This is a genomic window from Mucilaginibacter sp., from assembly GCF_028288225.1.
Lineage (GTDB): Bacteria > Bacteroidota > Bacteroidia > Sphingobacteriales > Sphingobacteriaceae > Mucilaginibacter.
Genome location: NZ_JAQBOC010000088.1, coordinates 102,887 through 119,499, shown reverse-complemented (window position 1 = coordinate 119,499; position 16,613 = coordinate 102,887). Strand labels below are relative to the sequence as shown.

General features: G+C 41.4%; 15 protein-coding genes. 4 read left to right on the top strand and 11 right to left on the bottom strand.

All coding sequences use genetic code 11. The annotated features are described in order from the left end of the window. Positions 1–4: 4 nt before the first annotated feature. From JWQ54_RS26390 to JWQ54_RS26375, 4 genes are read right to left on the bottom strand one after another with little or no spacing between them, the layout of a single operon-like run. Complete coding sequence (locus JWQ54_RS26390; RefSeq protein ID WP_299590880.1) at positions 5–835, bottom strand: aminotransferase class IV; 831 nt, start codon at positions 833–835, stop codon at positions 5–7. Positions 836–846: 11 nt separating this feature from the next. Next, a complete protein-coding gene (locus tag JWQ54_RS26385) occupies positions 847–2,019 on the bottom strand; it encodes a D-alanine--D-alanine ligase family protein (RefSeq protein WP_299590879.1) in 1,173 nt (390 codons plus the stop codon). 21 nt (positions 2,020–2,040) lie between these two features. Then, entirely contained in the window at positions 2,041–3,618 is a 1,578-nt protein-coding gene (murF, locus tag JWQ54_RS26380) for a UDP-N-acetylmuramoyl-tripeptide--D-alanyl-D-alanine ligase (protein ID WP_299590878.1), read from the bottom strand. Next, entirely contained in the window at positions 3,618–4,394 is a 777-nt protein-coding gene (locus JWQ54_RS26375; protein ID WP_299590877.1) for an alpha/beta hydrolase, read from the bottom strand. Before JWQ54_RS26375 ends, murF begins: the two co-directional genes overlap by 1 nt. A 146-nt stretch (positions 4,395–4,540) precedes the next feature. Between JWQ54_RS26375 and JWQ54_RS26370 the strand changes: the two genes are divergently transcribed. Beyond that, the gene (locus JWQ54_RS26370) at positions 4,541–4,900 is read left to right on the top strand and encodes a nuclear transport factor 2 family protein (RefSeq protein ID WP_299590876.1); all 360 of its coding nucleotides are present in this window, start codon (positions 4,541–4,543) and stop codon (positions 4,898–4,900) included. Positions 4,901–4,935: 35 nt separating this feature from the next. Here JWQ54_RS26370 and JWQ54_RS26365 read toward each other — a convergent pair whose 3' ends face one another. Further along, positions 4,936–6,420, bottom strand: coding sequence for a PLP-dependent aminotransferase family protein (locus JWQ54_RS26365; protein WP_299590875.1), 1,485 nt, complete (start codon positions 6,418–6,420; stop codon positions 4,936–4,938). Positions 6,421–6,502: 82 nt separating this feature from the next. On the opposite strand from JWQ54_RS26365, the gene JWQ54_RS26360 reads away from it, so the two are divergent. Further along, positions 6,503–6,958 (top strand): DoxX family protein, encoded by a 456-nt coding sequence (locus tag JWQ54_RS26360; protein WP_299590874.1) that lies wholly within the window; start codon positions 6,503–6,505, stop codon positions 6,956–6,958. After that, positions 6,955–7,962, top strand: a complete 1,008-nt coding sequence (locus JWQ54_RS26355; protein ID WP_299590873.1) for an EamA family transporter — start codon at positions 6,955–6,957, stop codon at positions 7,960–7,962. Before JWQ54_RS26360 ends, JWQ54_RS26355 begins: the two co-directional genes overlap by 4 nt. A gap of 124 nt (positions 7,963–8,086) precedes the next feature. Here JWQ54_RS26355 and JWQ54_RS26350 read toward each other — a convergent pair whose 3' ends face one another. From JWQ54_RS26350 to JWQ54_RS26330, 5 genes are all read right to left on the bottom strand, one after another. Next, positions 8,087–8,569 (bottom strand): hypothetical protein, encoded by a 483-nt coding sequence (locus tag JWQ54_RS26350; RefSeq protein ID WP_299590872.1) that lies wholly within the window; start codon positions 8,567–8,569, stop codon positions 8,087–8,089. A 112-nt stretch (positions 8,570–8,681) separates the two neighbouring features. Continuing rightward, positions 8,682–10,172, bottom strand: coding sequence for an L-arabinose isomerase (gene araA, locus JWQ54_RS26345; RefSeq protein ID WP_299590871.1), 1,491 nt, complete (start codon positions 10,170–10,172; stop codon positions 8,682–8,684). Positions 10,173–10,335: 163 nt separating this feature from the next. Next, on the bottom strand, positions 10,336–11,034 hold the full coding sequence (locus tag JWQ54_RS26340; RefSeq protein ID WP_299590870.1) for an L-ribulose-5-phosphate 4-epimerase: 699 nt from the start codon (positions 11,032–11,034) through the stop codon (positions 10,336–10,338). Positions 11,035–11,100: 66 nt separating this feature from the next. After that, positions 11,101–12,765 (bottom strand): ribulokinase, encoded by a 1,665-nt coding sequence (locus JWQ54_RS26335; protein ID WP_299590869.1) that lies wholly within the window; start codon positions 12,763–12,765, stop codon positions 11,101–11,103. Positions 12,766–12,865: 100 nt separating this feature from the next. After that, a complete protein-coding gene (locus JWQ54_RS26330) occupies positions 12,866–13,573 on the bottom strand; it encodes an NUDIX domain-containing protein (protein WP_299590868.1) in 708 nt (235 codons plus the stop codon). Between the two features lie 183 nt (positions 13,574–13,756). Here JWQ54_RS26330 and JWQ54_RS26325 point away from each other — a divergent pair, with 183 nt between their 5' ends. Next, the gene (locus tag JWQ54_RS26325; RefSeq protein WP_299590867.1) at positions 13,757–15,280 is read left to right on the top strand and encodes a right-handed parallel beta-helix repeat-containing protein; all 1,524 of its coding nucleotides are present in this window, start codon (positions 13,757–13,759) and stop codon (positions 15,278–15,280) included. A gap of 192 nt (positions 15,281–15,472) precedes the next feature. Here JWQ54_RS26325 and JWQ54_RS26320 read toward each other — a convergent pair whose 3' ends face one another. Next, a complete protein-coding gene (locus tag JWQ54_RS26320) occupies positions 15,473–16,612 on the bottom strand; it encodes a glycerate kinase (RefSeq protein WP_299590866.1) in 1,140 nt (379 codons plus the stop codon). Position 16,613: the final 1 nt, after the last annotated feature.

Below are 16,613 nucleotides of genomic sequence, written 5' to 3'. Positions count from 1 at the left end.
ATTATTAGGTATCAGCGTAAATCAGCTTAAACAATTGTTCCCTTACCTGCCTGGTAACCGGGCCGATCTTTCCATCGCCAATTAATTTCCCATCAATTGCTGCTACCGGGTAAGCATACTGGGTTGTACTGGTTATAAATGCTTCATGGATATTGGTTAACTCATCAAGCGTAAAGTCTTTTTCAATAATCGTATAGCCATCTATCTTAAAGTTTAAAACCTTGCTGCGGGTTATTCCCTTTAAAATATTATTAGCTGCCGTAATTATTTTATCACCGGTCACTATAAAAAAATTGGCACGCGGGCATTCGGTTATAGTGCCATTGTTGTGGTATAAAACATCATCGGCATTGTTTTCCTTCATAAAAGGATGCAGCCTAACTGCCTGCAGGTAATCAATGGTTTTGATAAAAGGAAGCTGCCGCTGATGACTATAGGTGATCAGTTTCATTCCCATATCAAAGTGATTCTCCTCCTGCATATTCAGCGGGTATTGTGATATGATCAAATTGGGTTTACCCATCTTATAACCATCCTCCGAATAACCGCCGGTAAGCAAAAGTTTTATACCAGATGTTGGGACGCCATTCTTTTCTATTAACTCTTCTATAGCTTTCCTAAGCTCCACCCGGTCAAGCATTACTTCCAGGTACATCTCTTTGGCTGAGTTGTAAAACCTGTTGAAATGATCCTCAATAAATATAGGGCGCTTATCTATAACCTTAAAATAATCAAAGATCCCGTAGCCGCGATGCATAGCCAGGTCAGAGACCCCGATCCGGGCATCTTCTTCTAAAAACAGCTGGTTATTAATGGATACATATTTGGCAGCCATGATATTGGAATTTATGATTTGCCCGATTTTGATAAACCGGCGCTCATGTTAAATATATTTTCGCCGTAGCTTACTATTAAATTATCTCTTTCGCGCTGGCGTTTGAGAGCAACATCAATAAGCGTTTTTAGCAGCTGGCCGAATTTTTTATCAGTAGCTTCCCAGAGGTAAAAAGATAATGAACCAGGGATAGTGTTTATCTCGTTCACATATACTTTATTATCCTTTTTATCAACCAAAAAGTCAATCCTTGAAACACCTGAGCAGGACAAGATCCTGAAGGTTTCCTTTGCTAGATCCTGTATATATGTTGCTTGCTCAACCGAAATATTTGCCGGAATCTGGCGTTTAGTACTGGTCATCCCTTTTGATGAGCTGCCTTTGGTAATGTATTTATCCTTATAGCTTAAAATATCGCCAGCCCCTAAAGGCTCCTCGCATACCGAGGCCATTTGGTTAGCAGAATCTCCCAGTACCGAGCAGTTAATTTCTTTCAGGTCAACTACCATTCTTTCAACCAGGATCCGGTTACTGAAGCGGCCGGCAAGATCCACAGCATCTATCAGCTGCGCTTCATCAGCGGCCTTTGAAACACCCACACTCGACCCTAAATTTGATGGCTTTACAATAACCGGGAAGCCTATTTTATTAATATCTTCAATGATTGCCTGCTTATCGATATGCCAGCTCCTGTCGGTAAACCAGGTATAGTCAACCACGGGCAGCTTACTTTCTTTCAAAACCATCTTCATCATTATTTTGTCCATGCCAATGGCTGATGATAAAACATCGCAGCCTACATAGGGGATCCCTTTTAATTCAAGCAAACCCTGCAGTGAGCCATCCTCGCCATTTGTTCCATGGATAATAGGGAAAGCAATATCAATTTTACCAAGAGTTTTACTTTTCCAGATGGATGAGTGTACCGCATTAATAGTGAAATCGCCATAAGTTGGCGAAAGGTAGATCTCTGTACACTGTGCTAACAGTGCATCAGTATTTTTATAGTTATCTACATTTAAAAGCGCATCGCCGGTATACCATTTGCCGGTTTTTGTAATGTAGAGGGGAGTAATTTCGTAACTGTTTTTATCAAATGCGCTGATGGCCTGCTGCGCTGAAATTACAGAAATTTCATGCTCAACCGACCTTCCGCCAAATATAACGCCAATATTTATCTTCATTGCTCTTCTTTAATAATCAATCTATAGTTCGTAAGTGTCAGGTAAATCGTTCTCGTATAATAAAACATCCCCCGCTTTTGTCATGCTGCCTAAATGATTTACAGCATCCTTAAAGTTTTGGGCCACATATATTTTATCATCAGGGTAATTTTTGTTTTTAAGCCCCTTCATTATGGGTAAAGTTATGTTTTTACCCACAAGTATAGCATAATCACAGCTATCTGCAATCTGCTCGCCTAAAAGGCTGTTATAGTATTCCTGTTTTTCACCAAGCTCAATCATTCCGGGGGTAATGATTATCTTCCGCTGGCCTTCAATAGCTTTTAAAACTTCCAACGCCATTTTTGAACCTACCGGGTTTGAGTTAAATGCATCGTCAATAACAGTAACACCATTGGCATGTACCTTAACCTCCAGTCTGTGCTGAACTGGTTCCAGTTTTTTTATGGCGAAGGCAACACTGCTATCCGGAACATCCAGGTGCCTGGCTACAATATATCCAGCCAATATGTTCGACAGGTTATAGCTGCCCAGCAGTTTGGTTTCAAAATCAGCCAAATGCTTGCCTTTTTGAAAAACCGAGAATGCAGAGCCTTTGGCAGAGTAGGAGATATCTTTTATGTAAAAATCTACCTTTTCGTTATCAGACGAATAAAGTGCGGTTTCCCTGTCGTTTACAGGGCGATTGGCAATGTATTCATAATCAGCATTCAGTACAGCAAGTCCGCCGGAAGGTAAAGCATCGATAAGCTCAAACTTTGTTTTCTGAACGTTATCAATAGTTTTAAAGCTTTCCAGGTGCTGCTCGCCAACAGCGGTTAAAATACCAATTTGCGGATGCACAAGGTCGCAGATCTCTTTTATATCATTTGGCTGTTTTGCGCCCATCTCCACAATAAAAACCTGGTGTGTGGCCTGCAATTGTTCCCTTACCGTTTTAATAACCCCCATAGTGGTATTATAGCTGCCCGGAGTCATTAAAACGTTATATTTTTCACTCAGCATCCTGTGCAGAAAATGCTTGGTACTTGTTTTTCCGTAGCTGCCGGTAATACCAATAATTATCAGATCTGACCTTTGAGCCAGGATTTTTTTAGCATCATTATAATACCAGTTGTTAATTGCTTTTTCAACCGGGGCTATTAAAATATTTGCTATCGCGATAAAAATAAAGCTGAGCAATAAGACAAATCCGCTAACCCAAAGCGTGTAAAGTGTTTTACCTGTTATTAAAAAGTACGTTACGCCTGCTATAACCGAGAGTAAAAAAGTAAGTCCGAATAACCTTTGCGCCCTTTTTGTGAATACTACCGGCTTTTTTTGTTTTTTGATGAACAGTAAATAAGCCAGCAAACCATATAACAGGGTAAATAAAATGCTGGCAACAACAGCCCCTGAAGTTAAAATAAGGATGCCTGTAATAACCAGCACAATAACCTCGAGTATCCGGGTACCAAGTACCAGGTTGGTTTTAAGCCATTTAAAATACCGGTCGTTACGGTACGAGTTTAACTGCATCATATGCAGCTCGAACCTCAATTTTGCAAATGCGTAAACCAGTACCGTTGCCAGCGCAACTATAAAAAATATGTTATCCATCAATTGTTTTTCTTATCGGCCTGAAGAAAGTTATTCAATATAATTAAAAACTCGTGCAGTTTTTCAATAAAACTAAAATGGCCGGCGTTCTTTAATACCACCAAACCCGCATTGGGGATCAGCTTCTCCATGGTTTTGCCGTCACTAACCGGTGTAGCTGTGTCGTTTTCGCCCCAGATTAACAGGGTGGGAGCTTTTATAAGCGGCATTACTTTTTTTAGGTCTTCGTTCACTGATTTTACCAGGATCTGCCGCATAATACCCGATGCATTATTATAATCGGTGGACCCCGCTTTTTTTCGGTACCCTTCAATTATTTCCTGGGCCTTGCTGCGGCCCACCAAATATGGCAGGGTTTTACGCGCTGCTTTATACGAATAAACTTTTATATAATATTCTAATGACCGGCTGGGTTTTATACCGGCGCTATCCAGCAATATCAGCTTTAAAACCGGGTTGCGTGATGCGTAAAGTATAGAGATCCGTCCGCCGTATGAATGTCCTGCAAGTATAGGATTGCTGATGTTTTTTACCCTAAAAAACTCCTCAATAAACTGGGTGTATTCTTCAACACCCCAAACTTCATTAGGTTCCTGGCTTTTGCCAAATCCGGGCAGATCGATAGCAAATACATGAAAATCTGTTTCAAAATGTTGCTGGATCTTTTCAAACACCTGCAAGCTCGATCCCCAGCCGTGCAATAAAACAAGCGGTTTTCCTTCGCCGGTTTCTGTATAATTTATGTTAAGGCCCTTAACCAGTTGGGTATACTCCATAAGTATGTTACGATGCTTGCAAAGATAATAAATAAGTGATAGCAATAACAGGTTGAAACAGGATATGCAAACTCAAAATTGCAACAATAATGGTAGCTTTATGTGTTAAAAAGAATGATATTATCCATAATAAGTAAATTGAAAAGATGCAGTCACCCCACAAACAAATAAGCCTTGAATTTTCGGGCGGTAATTTTGAATTTGCATACCCCCATCTGGCGGATGATGCTACCTGGAACATTGTTGGTAATGAAACATTAACCGGAAAGGCCAATATTATTGAATTCTGTAACCAAACCGCAGAATACTTTACCCAGGTAACAACTGAATTTAAAACAGATAATATTATAATTGATGGCGATTGTATTGCTATAAACGGAACAGCAGAATTTTTTATAGAGAAGGAAAACAGGTCAAATCATATTTCATCGTGCGATGTATACAAGTTTAAAGATGGGAGATTGCAGGAAATAACCTCTTACTGCATTTCAACAGATAAAAAGTAAGCTTATTTCAATTACAGAATGCATTAACGTTTTTCTCAACTTAATGATATCACCGCCTTTGCCAAAATATCCACGGCTGCCTCCAATTCATTTGGATTTAGCGATGCAAAACCAATCCTGATGCAATTATTGAGGTAAGCAGGATCATGATAATAATCTTTGCCGTTGCTAATGGTCAGGCCCATGGTTGCAGCTTTGGCTGATACCTCCTGTGGTTTAAGCCCGTTTAAATATTCAACCCAAACAGCGAAGCCCCCATCCGGAATTTTGAAGTTAACAGATCCGTTTAATTTTTCCTGCAGCAGGCGGCATAGTATATCACGCCTTTCATGATAGATCTTGTTTGCTTTTTTAAGGTGCCGGCTTATGTCACCATTTTTTAACAAGTTGGCCATCGCTTCTTCTAAAAGCTGCTCACCCTGCCTGTCAATAAGCTTGCGGAAGCGTGTTGCCCGTGCAATAAGGTTTTTCGGTGCGATCATAAAACCCATGCGGATGCCCGGCGCTATGGTTTTGGAAAAAGAACCAACATAAATTACCGAGCCATAATAATCAATACTTGCCAGAGGTAATATGGGGCTGCTGGCATAATGAAAATCATAATCGTAATCGTCCTCAACAATAGCAAACTTATATTTGCGGGCCAGCTCAAGCAGCTGCATGCGCCGCTCAGCACTCAGAGTTACAGTTGTAGGGCTGTGATGATGTGGAATTACATAAACAAGTTTTACTTTTTTCTTTTTGCAGATGGCCTCAATGTGGTTAATGTTAATACCATGTTCGTCAATAGGCACCAGGGCCAAATTAGCACCTGCTTGTTCAAAAACCTCGTTGGCGCCATTATAACCGGGGTCGGCCACAATTACCGTATCATTTTTTGTAAGCAGCAACTGCGCAATAAGGTATAAAGCCATTTGTACACCTTTGGTTATCAAAATATTTTCAGGCTTAACCTGTAGCCCGCGTGTTTCGCCAAAAAAACGGGCCAGTTCTGTTCTTAAATTTTCCGAACCCTGCTCAGGCCCGTACATCAAATATTTTGAGGTAAAATGATACCGGGCAAAACGCCTGTATTCCCTTACCATCAGCTCGACAGGAGCCAGGCGGGTATCGGGAAAACCATCATTAAAAACCAGGTTATGTTCAGGACTTTTTACAGATAGGGCTAATGACGGAAATTTATCATTGGCTATCTCAAAAAAAGTTTCCTCAGGATAGGAGTATGATTGTATCCCGGTCGTTATTTTTCTGGGAGATACATCAGGAAGGTTTTTAGCTACAAAAATTCCCTTGCGCGGGTAAGCATCAACCCAGCTTTGGGCATACAGCTCATCATAGGCGGCAACCACCGTTTTACGATGAACTTTCAGATCGGCAGCAAGAATGCGACTTGCCGGCAAGGCAGCAGATGGCTTTAATATACCGCGCCTGATGTGGCTGATAATTCCGTTGGCTATTTGCAAATATACAGCTACATGGGAATTTTTGTCGATTGTTATAAGACCTTTCGGAAATTGCATTCTGGACTACCTTGTTTATGTTTTCTGGACTATAAAGGTAGGCCAATCTAGTCGTAAATTTACATAGTAAATAAAAGAAGTCATGCAAATAATCAAAAATTATGTGTTCCCTTCAATATTTCTCAGAGCAAGTTTAGCCTGCAGTTATTTATGGGAAGTGGCAGACAGACTGGGCATCCTGGGCGCACACGGACAGCCACACGTGGGCTGGGGCGACTGGGTCCACTTTATGGAATATGCACGCCAAACAATGGTATTTATGCCGCATTCATTTGTACCTGTTTTTGCTGTGCTGGCTACTATCTGCGAAGGGGGCTTTGGCATTTTATTATTAGCCGGATTATTTACACGCATTGCAGCTATGGGCAGCTGTTTACTAAGCCTTGCCTTCGGGCTGGCTATGGCGATATCGTTCGGGATTGAGTCGCCTTTAGGTTATTCAGTTTTTACGGTTTGCTCAGCCAGCTTGTTGCTTGCATCCCTGCCCGAATACAAATGGAGTATAGATTCATTATTAAATAAAAATCAAATATCATGACAACAACCAATCAACAAAAGGCGCCTGCATTATTGGTAATAATTGCTTTTGCTACAGTTTATATCGTTTGGGGTTCAACCTACTTCTTTATCCAGAAGGCTGTACATGGCTTTCCGCCAATGCTTATGGGGGCCTTTCGTTTTACCACTGCCGGTTTATTATTACTAGGCTGGAGCGCTATTAAGGGTGATAAGATCTGGGTAAAAAAAGACATCATCAATTCGGGGATCAGCGGTTTGCTTACCTTGTTTATAGCCACCGGCATAGTAATATGGGTTGAGCAGACTTTACCCAGTGCCATGGTTGCCATTATGGTATCGGCAAGCCCTATTTGGTTTGTAATGCTTGATAAAGGCAACTGGCACATCAATTTTAAAAACAAGGCGGTAATTACAGGGATGATAATTGGATTTGCAGGTGTTATATTGCTCTTTGGCGAGCAGGTAAGCAAAGCTCTAAACGGCAGTCATAATTCATCAATGGCCTGGGGAGTAGGGCTGTTGTTGCTGGGTAGTATGGCATGGTCTGCAGGTTCACTATTTTCAAAAAAGAACGGGAGCAGCAGTCCTGCAAGATTAAATACTGCATGGCAGATGATAATTGCAGGGATTGCATTTGTGCCCGCCGCATTTGCGCACAACGAGTTTAGCCATTTTAACATTCACCAGGTGCCCGCATCAGCATGGATGGCCGTGGTTTATTTGATATTATTTGGTTCTATCGGTGCGTTCAGCGCTTATATCTGGCTGTTGCAGGTACGCCCGGTTACACAGGTAAGCACACACTCATATGTAAACCCGGTTATCGCCGTGCTTTTAGGGATGTTGTTTGCAGGTGAGCAAATATCTGCTTTACAGATCGGCGGCCTGGTTGTTATACTTTCCAGTGTATTGCTCATTAATCTTGATAAATACAGGAAAGCAAGAAAGGAGAAACAGCCGGCAAGACCGGTTATTAAAGTTGTGGAAATATCTTTAAAGGGGGAAGTGCTGGAAGCTTGTTAACCCCTTTGTCATGGCGAGGTACGAAGCAATCGCGAACTATGCAAGTTCTACATCTTTCTATTCGCTCTGTATAGCATGCGATTGCTTCATACCTCAGCAATGACAAAGGTTATATTGTTTATAATCAACGCTGAACCTTATTACTCGCCGGGTAATTCAGCGTATAACCCACCGATTCGTCAGTTTGTTCCCTTCCGGTTTTTACATTCTGTTTTAAAGGCTTTTGCAAAAGCTCATTGTTACTAAGCTTAAACTTTAGGTTCAATGTATCTTTCATGCCTTCCTGCATAAAACTCCATACGGCATTTATGGTATCGCCCTTAATTGTGCCTTCAATTGCGCCTTTCCGGCTATCCTTTTGGTAAGGAAGCCATATCATCCGGCCGGTTACTTTGTTGTTTTCAATTATCAATTCAATGCTGGTACTATCCCGGTTGCTTTTGCCTTCCGTTCTTAAAAAGCAAAGGGGACTTGCCGCCGCCGCGCTAATTTTAGCAGTATCGGCAGCATGAACATCAATGGAATCTTTATTTGCAGATTTGCTATTGTCAGAGGAACACGATGCTATTAATAACGAGGCAACACAAAGCAGATTTATATATTTCATTATGGTATGACATTTATAAACGTATAAACGGTTAAAGTTTGAAAATCAATATTAAAAACGGCCCGGCTAAATTCCAAATTTAACCGGGCCGTTTTCTTTTTAAACCGATGTTCTATTTATAGCTGGCATCATTCCATCTTAATTCATTCCGCAATTGATCCAGTTTGGTATCCTTGCCTATGCGTATAAATTCCAATCCGGCAATATCGGCAAAGTCCTGCAGGTGTTCAGCGGTTAAATTCTGGCTGTAAGCCGTATGGTGTGCACCACCTGCATAGATCCATGCTGCACATCCTGTTTTCATATCAGGATATGGTTTCCATAACACCCGAGCAACGGGCAGGTTAGGCAGGTTATTTTGCGGTTCAATAGCTTCTACTTCGTTAATTAATAAACGGAAACGGTTGCCCATATCAACAATTGACGCGTTTAGCGCAGCACCACCGGCAACATTAAATACCAACCTTGCCGGGTCAGCTTTACCGCCAATTCCTAATGGGTGTACTTCTAATGCAGCTTTACCATTAGCCAGCGAAGCATCAATCTCCAGCATGTGCGATCCCAGAACAAGCTGGTTGTTCGGGTCGAAATGGTAAGTGTAATCTTCCATAAAAGCATTGCCGCCCTTTAAGCCGCTGCCCATCACTTTAAAGGCGCGTACCAAAGCCGCTGTTTTCCAATCGCCCTCACCGGCAAAACCGTAACCGGCTGCCATTAAACGCTGTGCAGCAATACCTGGCAGCTGGATCATGCCATGCAGATCCTCAAAAGTATCGGTGAAGCCTTTAAAGCCGCCATCTTCTAAAAACTTCTTTAAGCCTAATTCTATCTTAGCAGCATCATAAACCGATTGATGTTTGGCTCTGCCTTTTAGCAGATCTGCATTCATGGTGTAAGTGGCCTCATATTCTGTAACGAGTTCATTAACAGATTCCTCGCTTATTTCATCAATCACTTTTACCAAATCGCCTACGCCATAAGTATTTACAGAATAGCCGAATTTTAGTTCAGCTTCAACTTTATCTCCTTCGGTAACTGCAACATACCGCATATTGTCGCCAATGCGGGCAAATTTTGCGCCTTGCCAATCGTGCCAGCCTGCTGCTGCTCTTGTCCATGCATTTATTTGCGCTAAAACTTCTGGATCCTGCCAGTGCCCAACCACAACTTTACGGTTTTTGCGCATGCGCGATACAATAAAACCAAACTCGCGGTCGCCGTGTGCACTTTGGTTAAGGTTCATAAAATCCATGTCGATAGAACTCCATGGAATATCACGGTTAAACTGGGTATGCAGGTGTAATAATGGTTTTTGTAAGATACTTAATCCCCTTATCCACATTTTAGCAGGAGAGAAGGTATGCATCCAGGTAATTATACCAATACAGTTCTCAGTGGTATTGGCTTCCTGTAAAGTGGCATAGATCTCCTCGGGGGTTTTAACAACAGGTTTATAAACAATCCGGACAGGTGTTTGCGGGTCATTATCCAGGCCCTTGGCAATTTGCTGCGAATGTTCGGCAACCAATTTTAAAGTTTCTTCTCCATATAAGTGCTGGCTTCCGGTTATAAACCACACTTCAAATGCTTTTAGATTGATCATATATATTTTAATTAGTGATTTAGTGAATTAGCGATTTAGTGATTGTCTTAGTTAATGAATTATTGATGTAGTAATTGTTTTATGGCTTCATTACTGCTACTGTCACTTTTAACTGCTACTGTTCTTAGCAACTGCCAACTGTCCACTCATAACTGCAAACTGACTACTGTCCGTAATACGAATCCGGCCCATGCTTCCGTTCAAAATGCTTTTTAATAAGCGAATCTTTTAAACGCGGGGCGTTATTGTTTATCTGCTCGGTTAAATAGGCCATTTGTGCAACGGCTTCCAAAATAGCGCTGTTATATACAGCCTTTTCGGCGGTTTTGCCCCAGGTAAAGGGGGCATGGTTGCCTACCAGCACCATCTCTGTTTCTTTATAATCCAGTCCCTTTTGTTCAAAATGATTGATGATCTGAAACCCTGTTTGATATTCATAATCTTCCTTTATCATTTCGTCATCCATTGGCGGCGCGCAGGGAATATCAACAGTTAAATGATCAGCATGCGTAGTACCGAAGATAGGGATACAACGTTGTGATTGCGCCCATGATGTTGCATAAGTTGAATGGGTATGTACAATGCCGTTAATTTGTTCCCAATGCTTGTAAAGCACCGCGTGGGTTTTAGTGTCAGACGATGGCCTCAAATCACCTTCAACGGTGTTGCCGTCAAAATCAACTATCACCATTTTATCCGGTGAAAGTTCATCATAAGGTACGCCGCCGGGTTTAATGGCAAAAACGCCAAGCGCCCTGTCGGCTGCGCTAACGTTGCCAAAAGTGAAAAGCACCAATCCTAACTTAGGCAGTTGCATATTTGCCTCATATGCATTTTGTTTTATATGCTGATATTTACTCATTTTCAATAAAATATAATTGATCTACACCTTTCATTAATTCGTGAAATTCGATACAATTCGAGAAAATTAGTGTAATTCTATAAATTTCCCCAACGCAAGATATTGCTCATACCTGTTCTGATAAATTTCTTTGTATTGTTTATTGGGATAATATTCTGCATCAAAACCACTGCCCATAGCAGCCATTGCATCCTCTACCGTTGGATAAATACCGGCAACAACGGCCGCAAACATAGCGGCACCCAGGGCACAGGTATGTTCAAACTGGTGGATGCGGATAGGCATTCCCAAAGTATCTGCCATCATTTGCATAATATAGGGCGATTTTTTAGCAACCCCGCCAATGCCGATCAAGCCTTTTACCGGGATGCCTTCCTCTACAAAACGGTCGACAATACTTTTTGCGCCAAAGCAGGTAGCCTCGGCCAGCGCTTTGAATACACGCGGTGCATCGCTACCTAAACCTAAACCTGCTATAGCCCCCTTTAGTGTCTGGTCGGCATCAGGTGTACGGCGGCCATTAAACCAGTCAATGGCAAGCTCGCTGTTTTCTTCAATTGGTAAAAGACTGGCTTGCCTGCTTAGTTCAGGGATTATCTTTCCTAAAAGTTCTTCCTTTAACGCCTCTGCCGTTTTTGAATCGATAAGAGATGATGAGGAAAGGCCGTTTAATGGCCACGCCAGCAAGTTCTTAAACCAGGCGTAAGTATCGCCAAAGGCAGATTGCCCGGCTTCAAGACCAACCATACCCGGAATAACGGAGCCGTTAACCTGCCCGCAAATACCACGGATCAGCTTACTCTCCATTTCGGCAGCAGGGGCAACCAATATATCGCAGGTTGATGTTCCCATTACTTTACTCAGGTGATAAGGCTCGATCTGTCCGCCTACAGCGCCCATGTGGGCATCAAAAGCACCTACACCAACCACAATGTCCGTTGATAAGCCGAGCCTTTCTGCCCATTCGGTGTTTAGGTTACCTGTAGCTTCATCTGATGTATAAGTATCTTTGAACAGCCTTGAAGTAAATCCTTTTAAAAGGGGATCGAGCGATGAAAAGAATTCATCAGATGGCAACCCGTCAAACTCTTCTGCCCATAAAGCTTTGTGCCCAGCCGAACAGCGGCCCCGCTTTATTAGTGCAGCATCATTACCGCCTGTTAATAAAAAGGGAATCCAATCGCAATGTTCAACCCATGAGTGGCATGCTTTTGCTACCTGTTCATCCGCCCGTAATGTACGCAGCAGCTTCGCCCAAAACCATTCAGACGAGTAGATCCCACCAACATATTTAAGGTAGTTGATATCAAATTTGGTTGCATGTTCATTTATCTGTGCAGCCTCATTTACCCCGGTATGATCTTTCCATAAAACAAACATGGCATGCGGGTTCTGTTCAAACCCGGGAGTTAGTGCAAGCGGGGTCCCGTTTTTATCTACTGCAACGGGGGTTGAGCCTGTAGTATCTACCGATAAACCCTTTACAGCTTTCGCAGCACCGGCACCAGCTTTTTTTAAACAATCTTTTATAGTTGTTTCCAGCCCTTCAATATAATCAAGCGGATGCTGCCTGAATTGGTTTTCAGCGGCATTACAATACAATCCCTGCTGCCACCTGGGGTAATTAAATACAGAAGAGGCTATCTCCTCTCCATTAAGTGCATTGATTAATACAGAGCGAACAGAGTCGGTACCATAGTCCACTCCAATTACAAGTTTATCAGTAATCATAATTGAGTTATAATTTAGTGTTTAAATAACACTTATTTTTTGATAAAATGAAATTTTGGATAAAACATTATGGATTTTTCCGGTAAATGAACTTGAAAATTTAAAGCGATAAAGTATCCGGATTAGGTATAAAGTTTAAAAATGCCTGGAACTTAGCATAATAGTTCTGCTTGTTTAACTGGTAATAGTATGCACCGCGTTTGGAGCCGGTCTTATCTTTTTCAGCTAATTTTATCAACAAACCGGTTGCTAAAACTCTTTTACTGAAATTTCTTTTGTCAATGGTTGTATTAAAAACGCTTTCATAAAGGGTTTGCAGCTGCGGGATAGTAAATTTATCAGGCAAAAGCTCAAATAAAATAGGGTGCAAGGCAGCCTTGTAACGGATTCGTCTTTTGGCGGCTTCAACCATGTCGCGGTGGTCAAAAATAAGCTTTGGCACCTGGTTTAAAGGAAACCATTCTGCATGATAATCATTGCTCAGCTGTGTTTCATATTTGTGAATATCAATTAACGCAAAATAAGCTGTTGATACAGTGCGCTCAATCGGATCGCGGTTTGTATCACCATAGGTATGCAGCTGCTCCAAATAAACCCCCTCTAAGCCGGTTAATTGTTTCAGGATCCGGTTTGATGCTTGGTCCAAACTTTCGTTTAGCTCTACAAATCCTCCCATAAGGCTCCAGTTGCCTTTTTCGGGTTGAAAGCCACGTTGTATCAAAAGTATCTTCAAAAGCTCACCATCAAATCCAAAAATAATACAGTCGACTGCTAATAAATGGCGGGTTTGTTTGGAATATTTGTGCATTTGTTAAATGGATTTGCTTGAAGCCCTGGCAAATGTATTGTATTGTTAATATATAAAGAAATGCTGTTTATAAACTTTGCCATTCCCGGCTTAAACAAAATTATGTACATTAATATCCTTAAATAATTTTGTGATGATTAGCTTTGATCATCATACACCTTATTGTTCCTAAAACCAATTATAATGATTCTTCGAAAATTTGTTGTGTACTGTTGTGCCATTTTAGCTGCACAGTTATGTAATGCGGAAAAAAGCTTTGCACAGCAGTCAACCTATCCACAAGCGTACTATATAAACAAATCAGGTAATGATAATAATAAGGGCACAAAAAACAAACCTTTCCAAACTATTGATAAGATAAACAGTCTTCATTTAAAAGCAGGCGATACAGTTTATTTTAAATCGGGCCAAACATTTAAAGGGACCCTGGAACTTACTCAAGGCATTAAGGGCTCTCAAAAAAAGCCTGTTATAATTACATCCTATGGTACTGGTCATGCTATCATAAACGCTAAAGACAGTACAGCCATAAGGATTTACAAAGGTAAAAATATTAAACTTCAGCATCTTACACTTGAAGGCTCAGGTAGAAAATCTGGTAATATAAAAGATGGGCTGGCTATTATCAGCAGTAATAAAATTGAGGCTGATGACCTGGATATTTCAGGTTTTCAAAAATCGGGCTTGCTTATTTATTCCTCACAAAATATCGTGGTGAACAAAGTTATTGCACATGACAATGGTTCGGCTGGAATAACGGTTGAAGGACCTTACCAAACCAGGCTAAGCAAAAACATCAAAATATTAAATTGCCGGACCGAAAATAACCCCGGCGACCCAACAAATCTTACTAATCACAGCGGAAATGGGATAGTAGTTGGCGATTGCAGGAATGTATTGATAGATCATTGTACAGCAACAAACAACGGCTGGGATATGCCCCGTATTGGTAACGGCCCCGTAGGGATCTGGGCTTATGAAGCTGATAGCGTAGTTATTCAACATTGCTTGTCGTATCGCAACAAAACCTCTAAGGGGGGCGCTGATGGGGGTGGGTTTGATTTTGATGGAGGCGTTACCAATTCAATAGTACAGTATTGCGTCTCGTACGAAAACCAGGGCAGCGGGTATTGCATTTTTCAATACTGGGGAGCCAGCCCCTGGCACCACAATATTTTCAGGTACAACATCAGCGAAAATGATGGCACCGTTTCCGATTCGCAAGCAGGGCTTTATGTATGGAATAGCTCGGATGACGAAAAGCAATTCTATGATTGCGATGTTTACGGCAACATTATATACAATTCAAAAGTGGCAGCAATATGTTTTTCGGAAGTGAGCAAAAGCAGGGGATTGCGTTTTTACAACAATATATTCGTAGGGAAGGATACACTTATCAGGGGCAAGGACAAAATTGGAGATGTAATATACCACGATAACAACTGGTGGAGTATAGAAAAAGGATTTAACATTGATGGTTTAGCAGCCCTTAACGCATGGGCTCTTAAAACAGGTAAAGAGCAAAAGGATGGAAAAGTGACCGGCTTAAATATAAAACCGGACTTTAAAAACCCGGGTAAGGCAACAATTACTTCGGCTTCGCATTTAAAAACTTTTACTAACTATCAGTTACCCGCAAATTCACCCTTAAGAAACAAAACTGTTTATACCGGCCCGTACGGAATTAACAATTTAAAACTGAAATAACATGCAGCATATTAAAGTAAATTTATCACATAACATGAAGAAGTTTACGTACACCGTTTTATTGTTTTTGGCAGGGCAGTATTGGATAAATAGGCTTCCTAAATAATTGCAAATACCAGGCGGTAAACTTTAAGTTAAGTTTTATTAAAGATGTTTGATCTGATTTTATAGTGTATAAATTAGCAAGTACAATTAGTGTTTTTTTGATAATGCTATCATATTACCAATAGCGGTTGCCGTACTTATCAAATTCTCTCTCGTATTGGCCATAGCCATTGCAATATCCATTGGTTCATTGTTGATAGATACTAAAGTATTAAAATATTTTAGCAGCTCTTCGTCAGGCTCTGCCGGAACTTTCCCTGCTATTCCTATAACAGGTATTCCTTTGTTTTTTGCTTTCAATGCAACGCCGTAAGGGCCTTTTCCCTGTAAGGTTTGGCTATCAATGCTTCCCTCGCCGGTAATTACCAGGTCACTTCGGTTTAAAGCGTCTTCAAAATTAGTAAGCGATAAAAAATAGGCGATACCATTTACCAGCTTTGCGTTTAACCAGGTATGTAAACCAGCCGTAGCGCCGCCGGCAGCCCCGCCATGCTTGATCTCCGCCATGTTTTTCCCGCTTTGTGCAGCCGATACTTTTGCAAAGTTTTCTAAAAAACCTTCCAAAAACGTTACATCACCAGGCTGTGCACCTTTTTGGGGGCCAAACACACTTGCGGCTCCTTCCGGTCCTAAAAGCTTATTATCAACATCACAAAGTATTACTACTTCGCAGTCAAAAATTCGTTTATCAAGTGCAGCGGTATCAATCTTAACCATATAGATCAAATCTGCAGGTATGGCTTGTAAACGGTTGCCTGATTTATCTAAAAATGCAACCCCCAATGCGCTTAATATGCCACAGCCGCCATCCACGGTAGCTGAGCCGCCCATAGCAATAATTATCTTGTTTACACCTTTATCTAATGCAAATTTGATCAGTTCTCCTGTTCCATATGAAGATGCCATTAGCGGGTTTAACTCATCCTTTTTTAGCAGCCGCAAGCCTGATGAATCGGCCATCTCAATTACGGCCGTTTTGCCATTATCAATCAACCCAAATAAAGATGCGGTCTTTCGCCCCAGCGGGTCACTTACTTCTTTCCGGATTATAGCGCCATTACAACTTTTAATGATCAGGCTGCCCGTGCCATCGCCACCATCTGCAATGGGGAAACATTCTGTAGTACACTCAAGTTTGCTTAGTGCTATACCCTGCTGAATTGCTAAGGCAACCTGCGCAGCATCAAGACTATTTTTAAAAGCGTTTGGCGCAATAAGTATATGCATA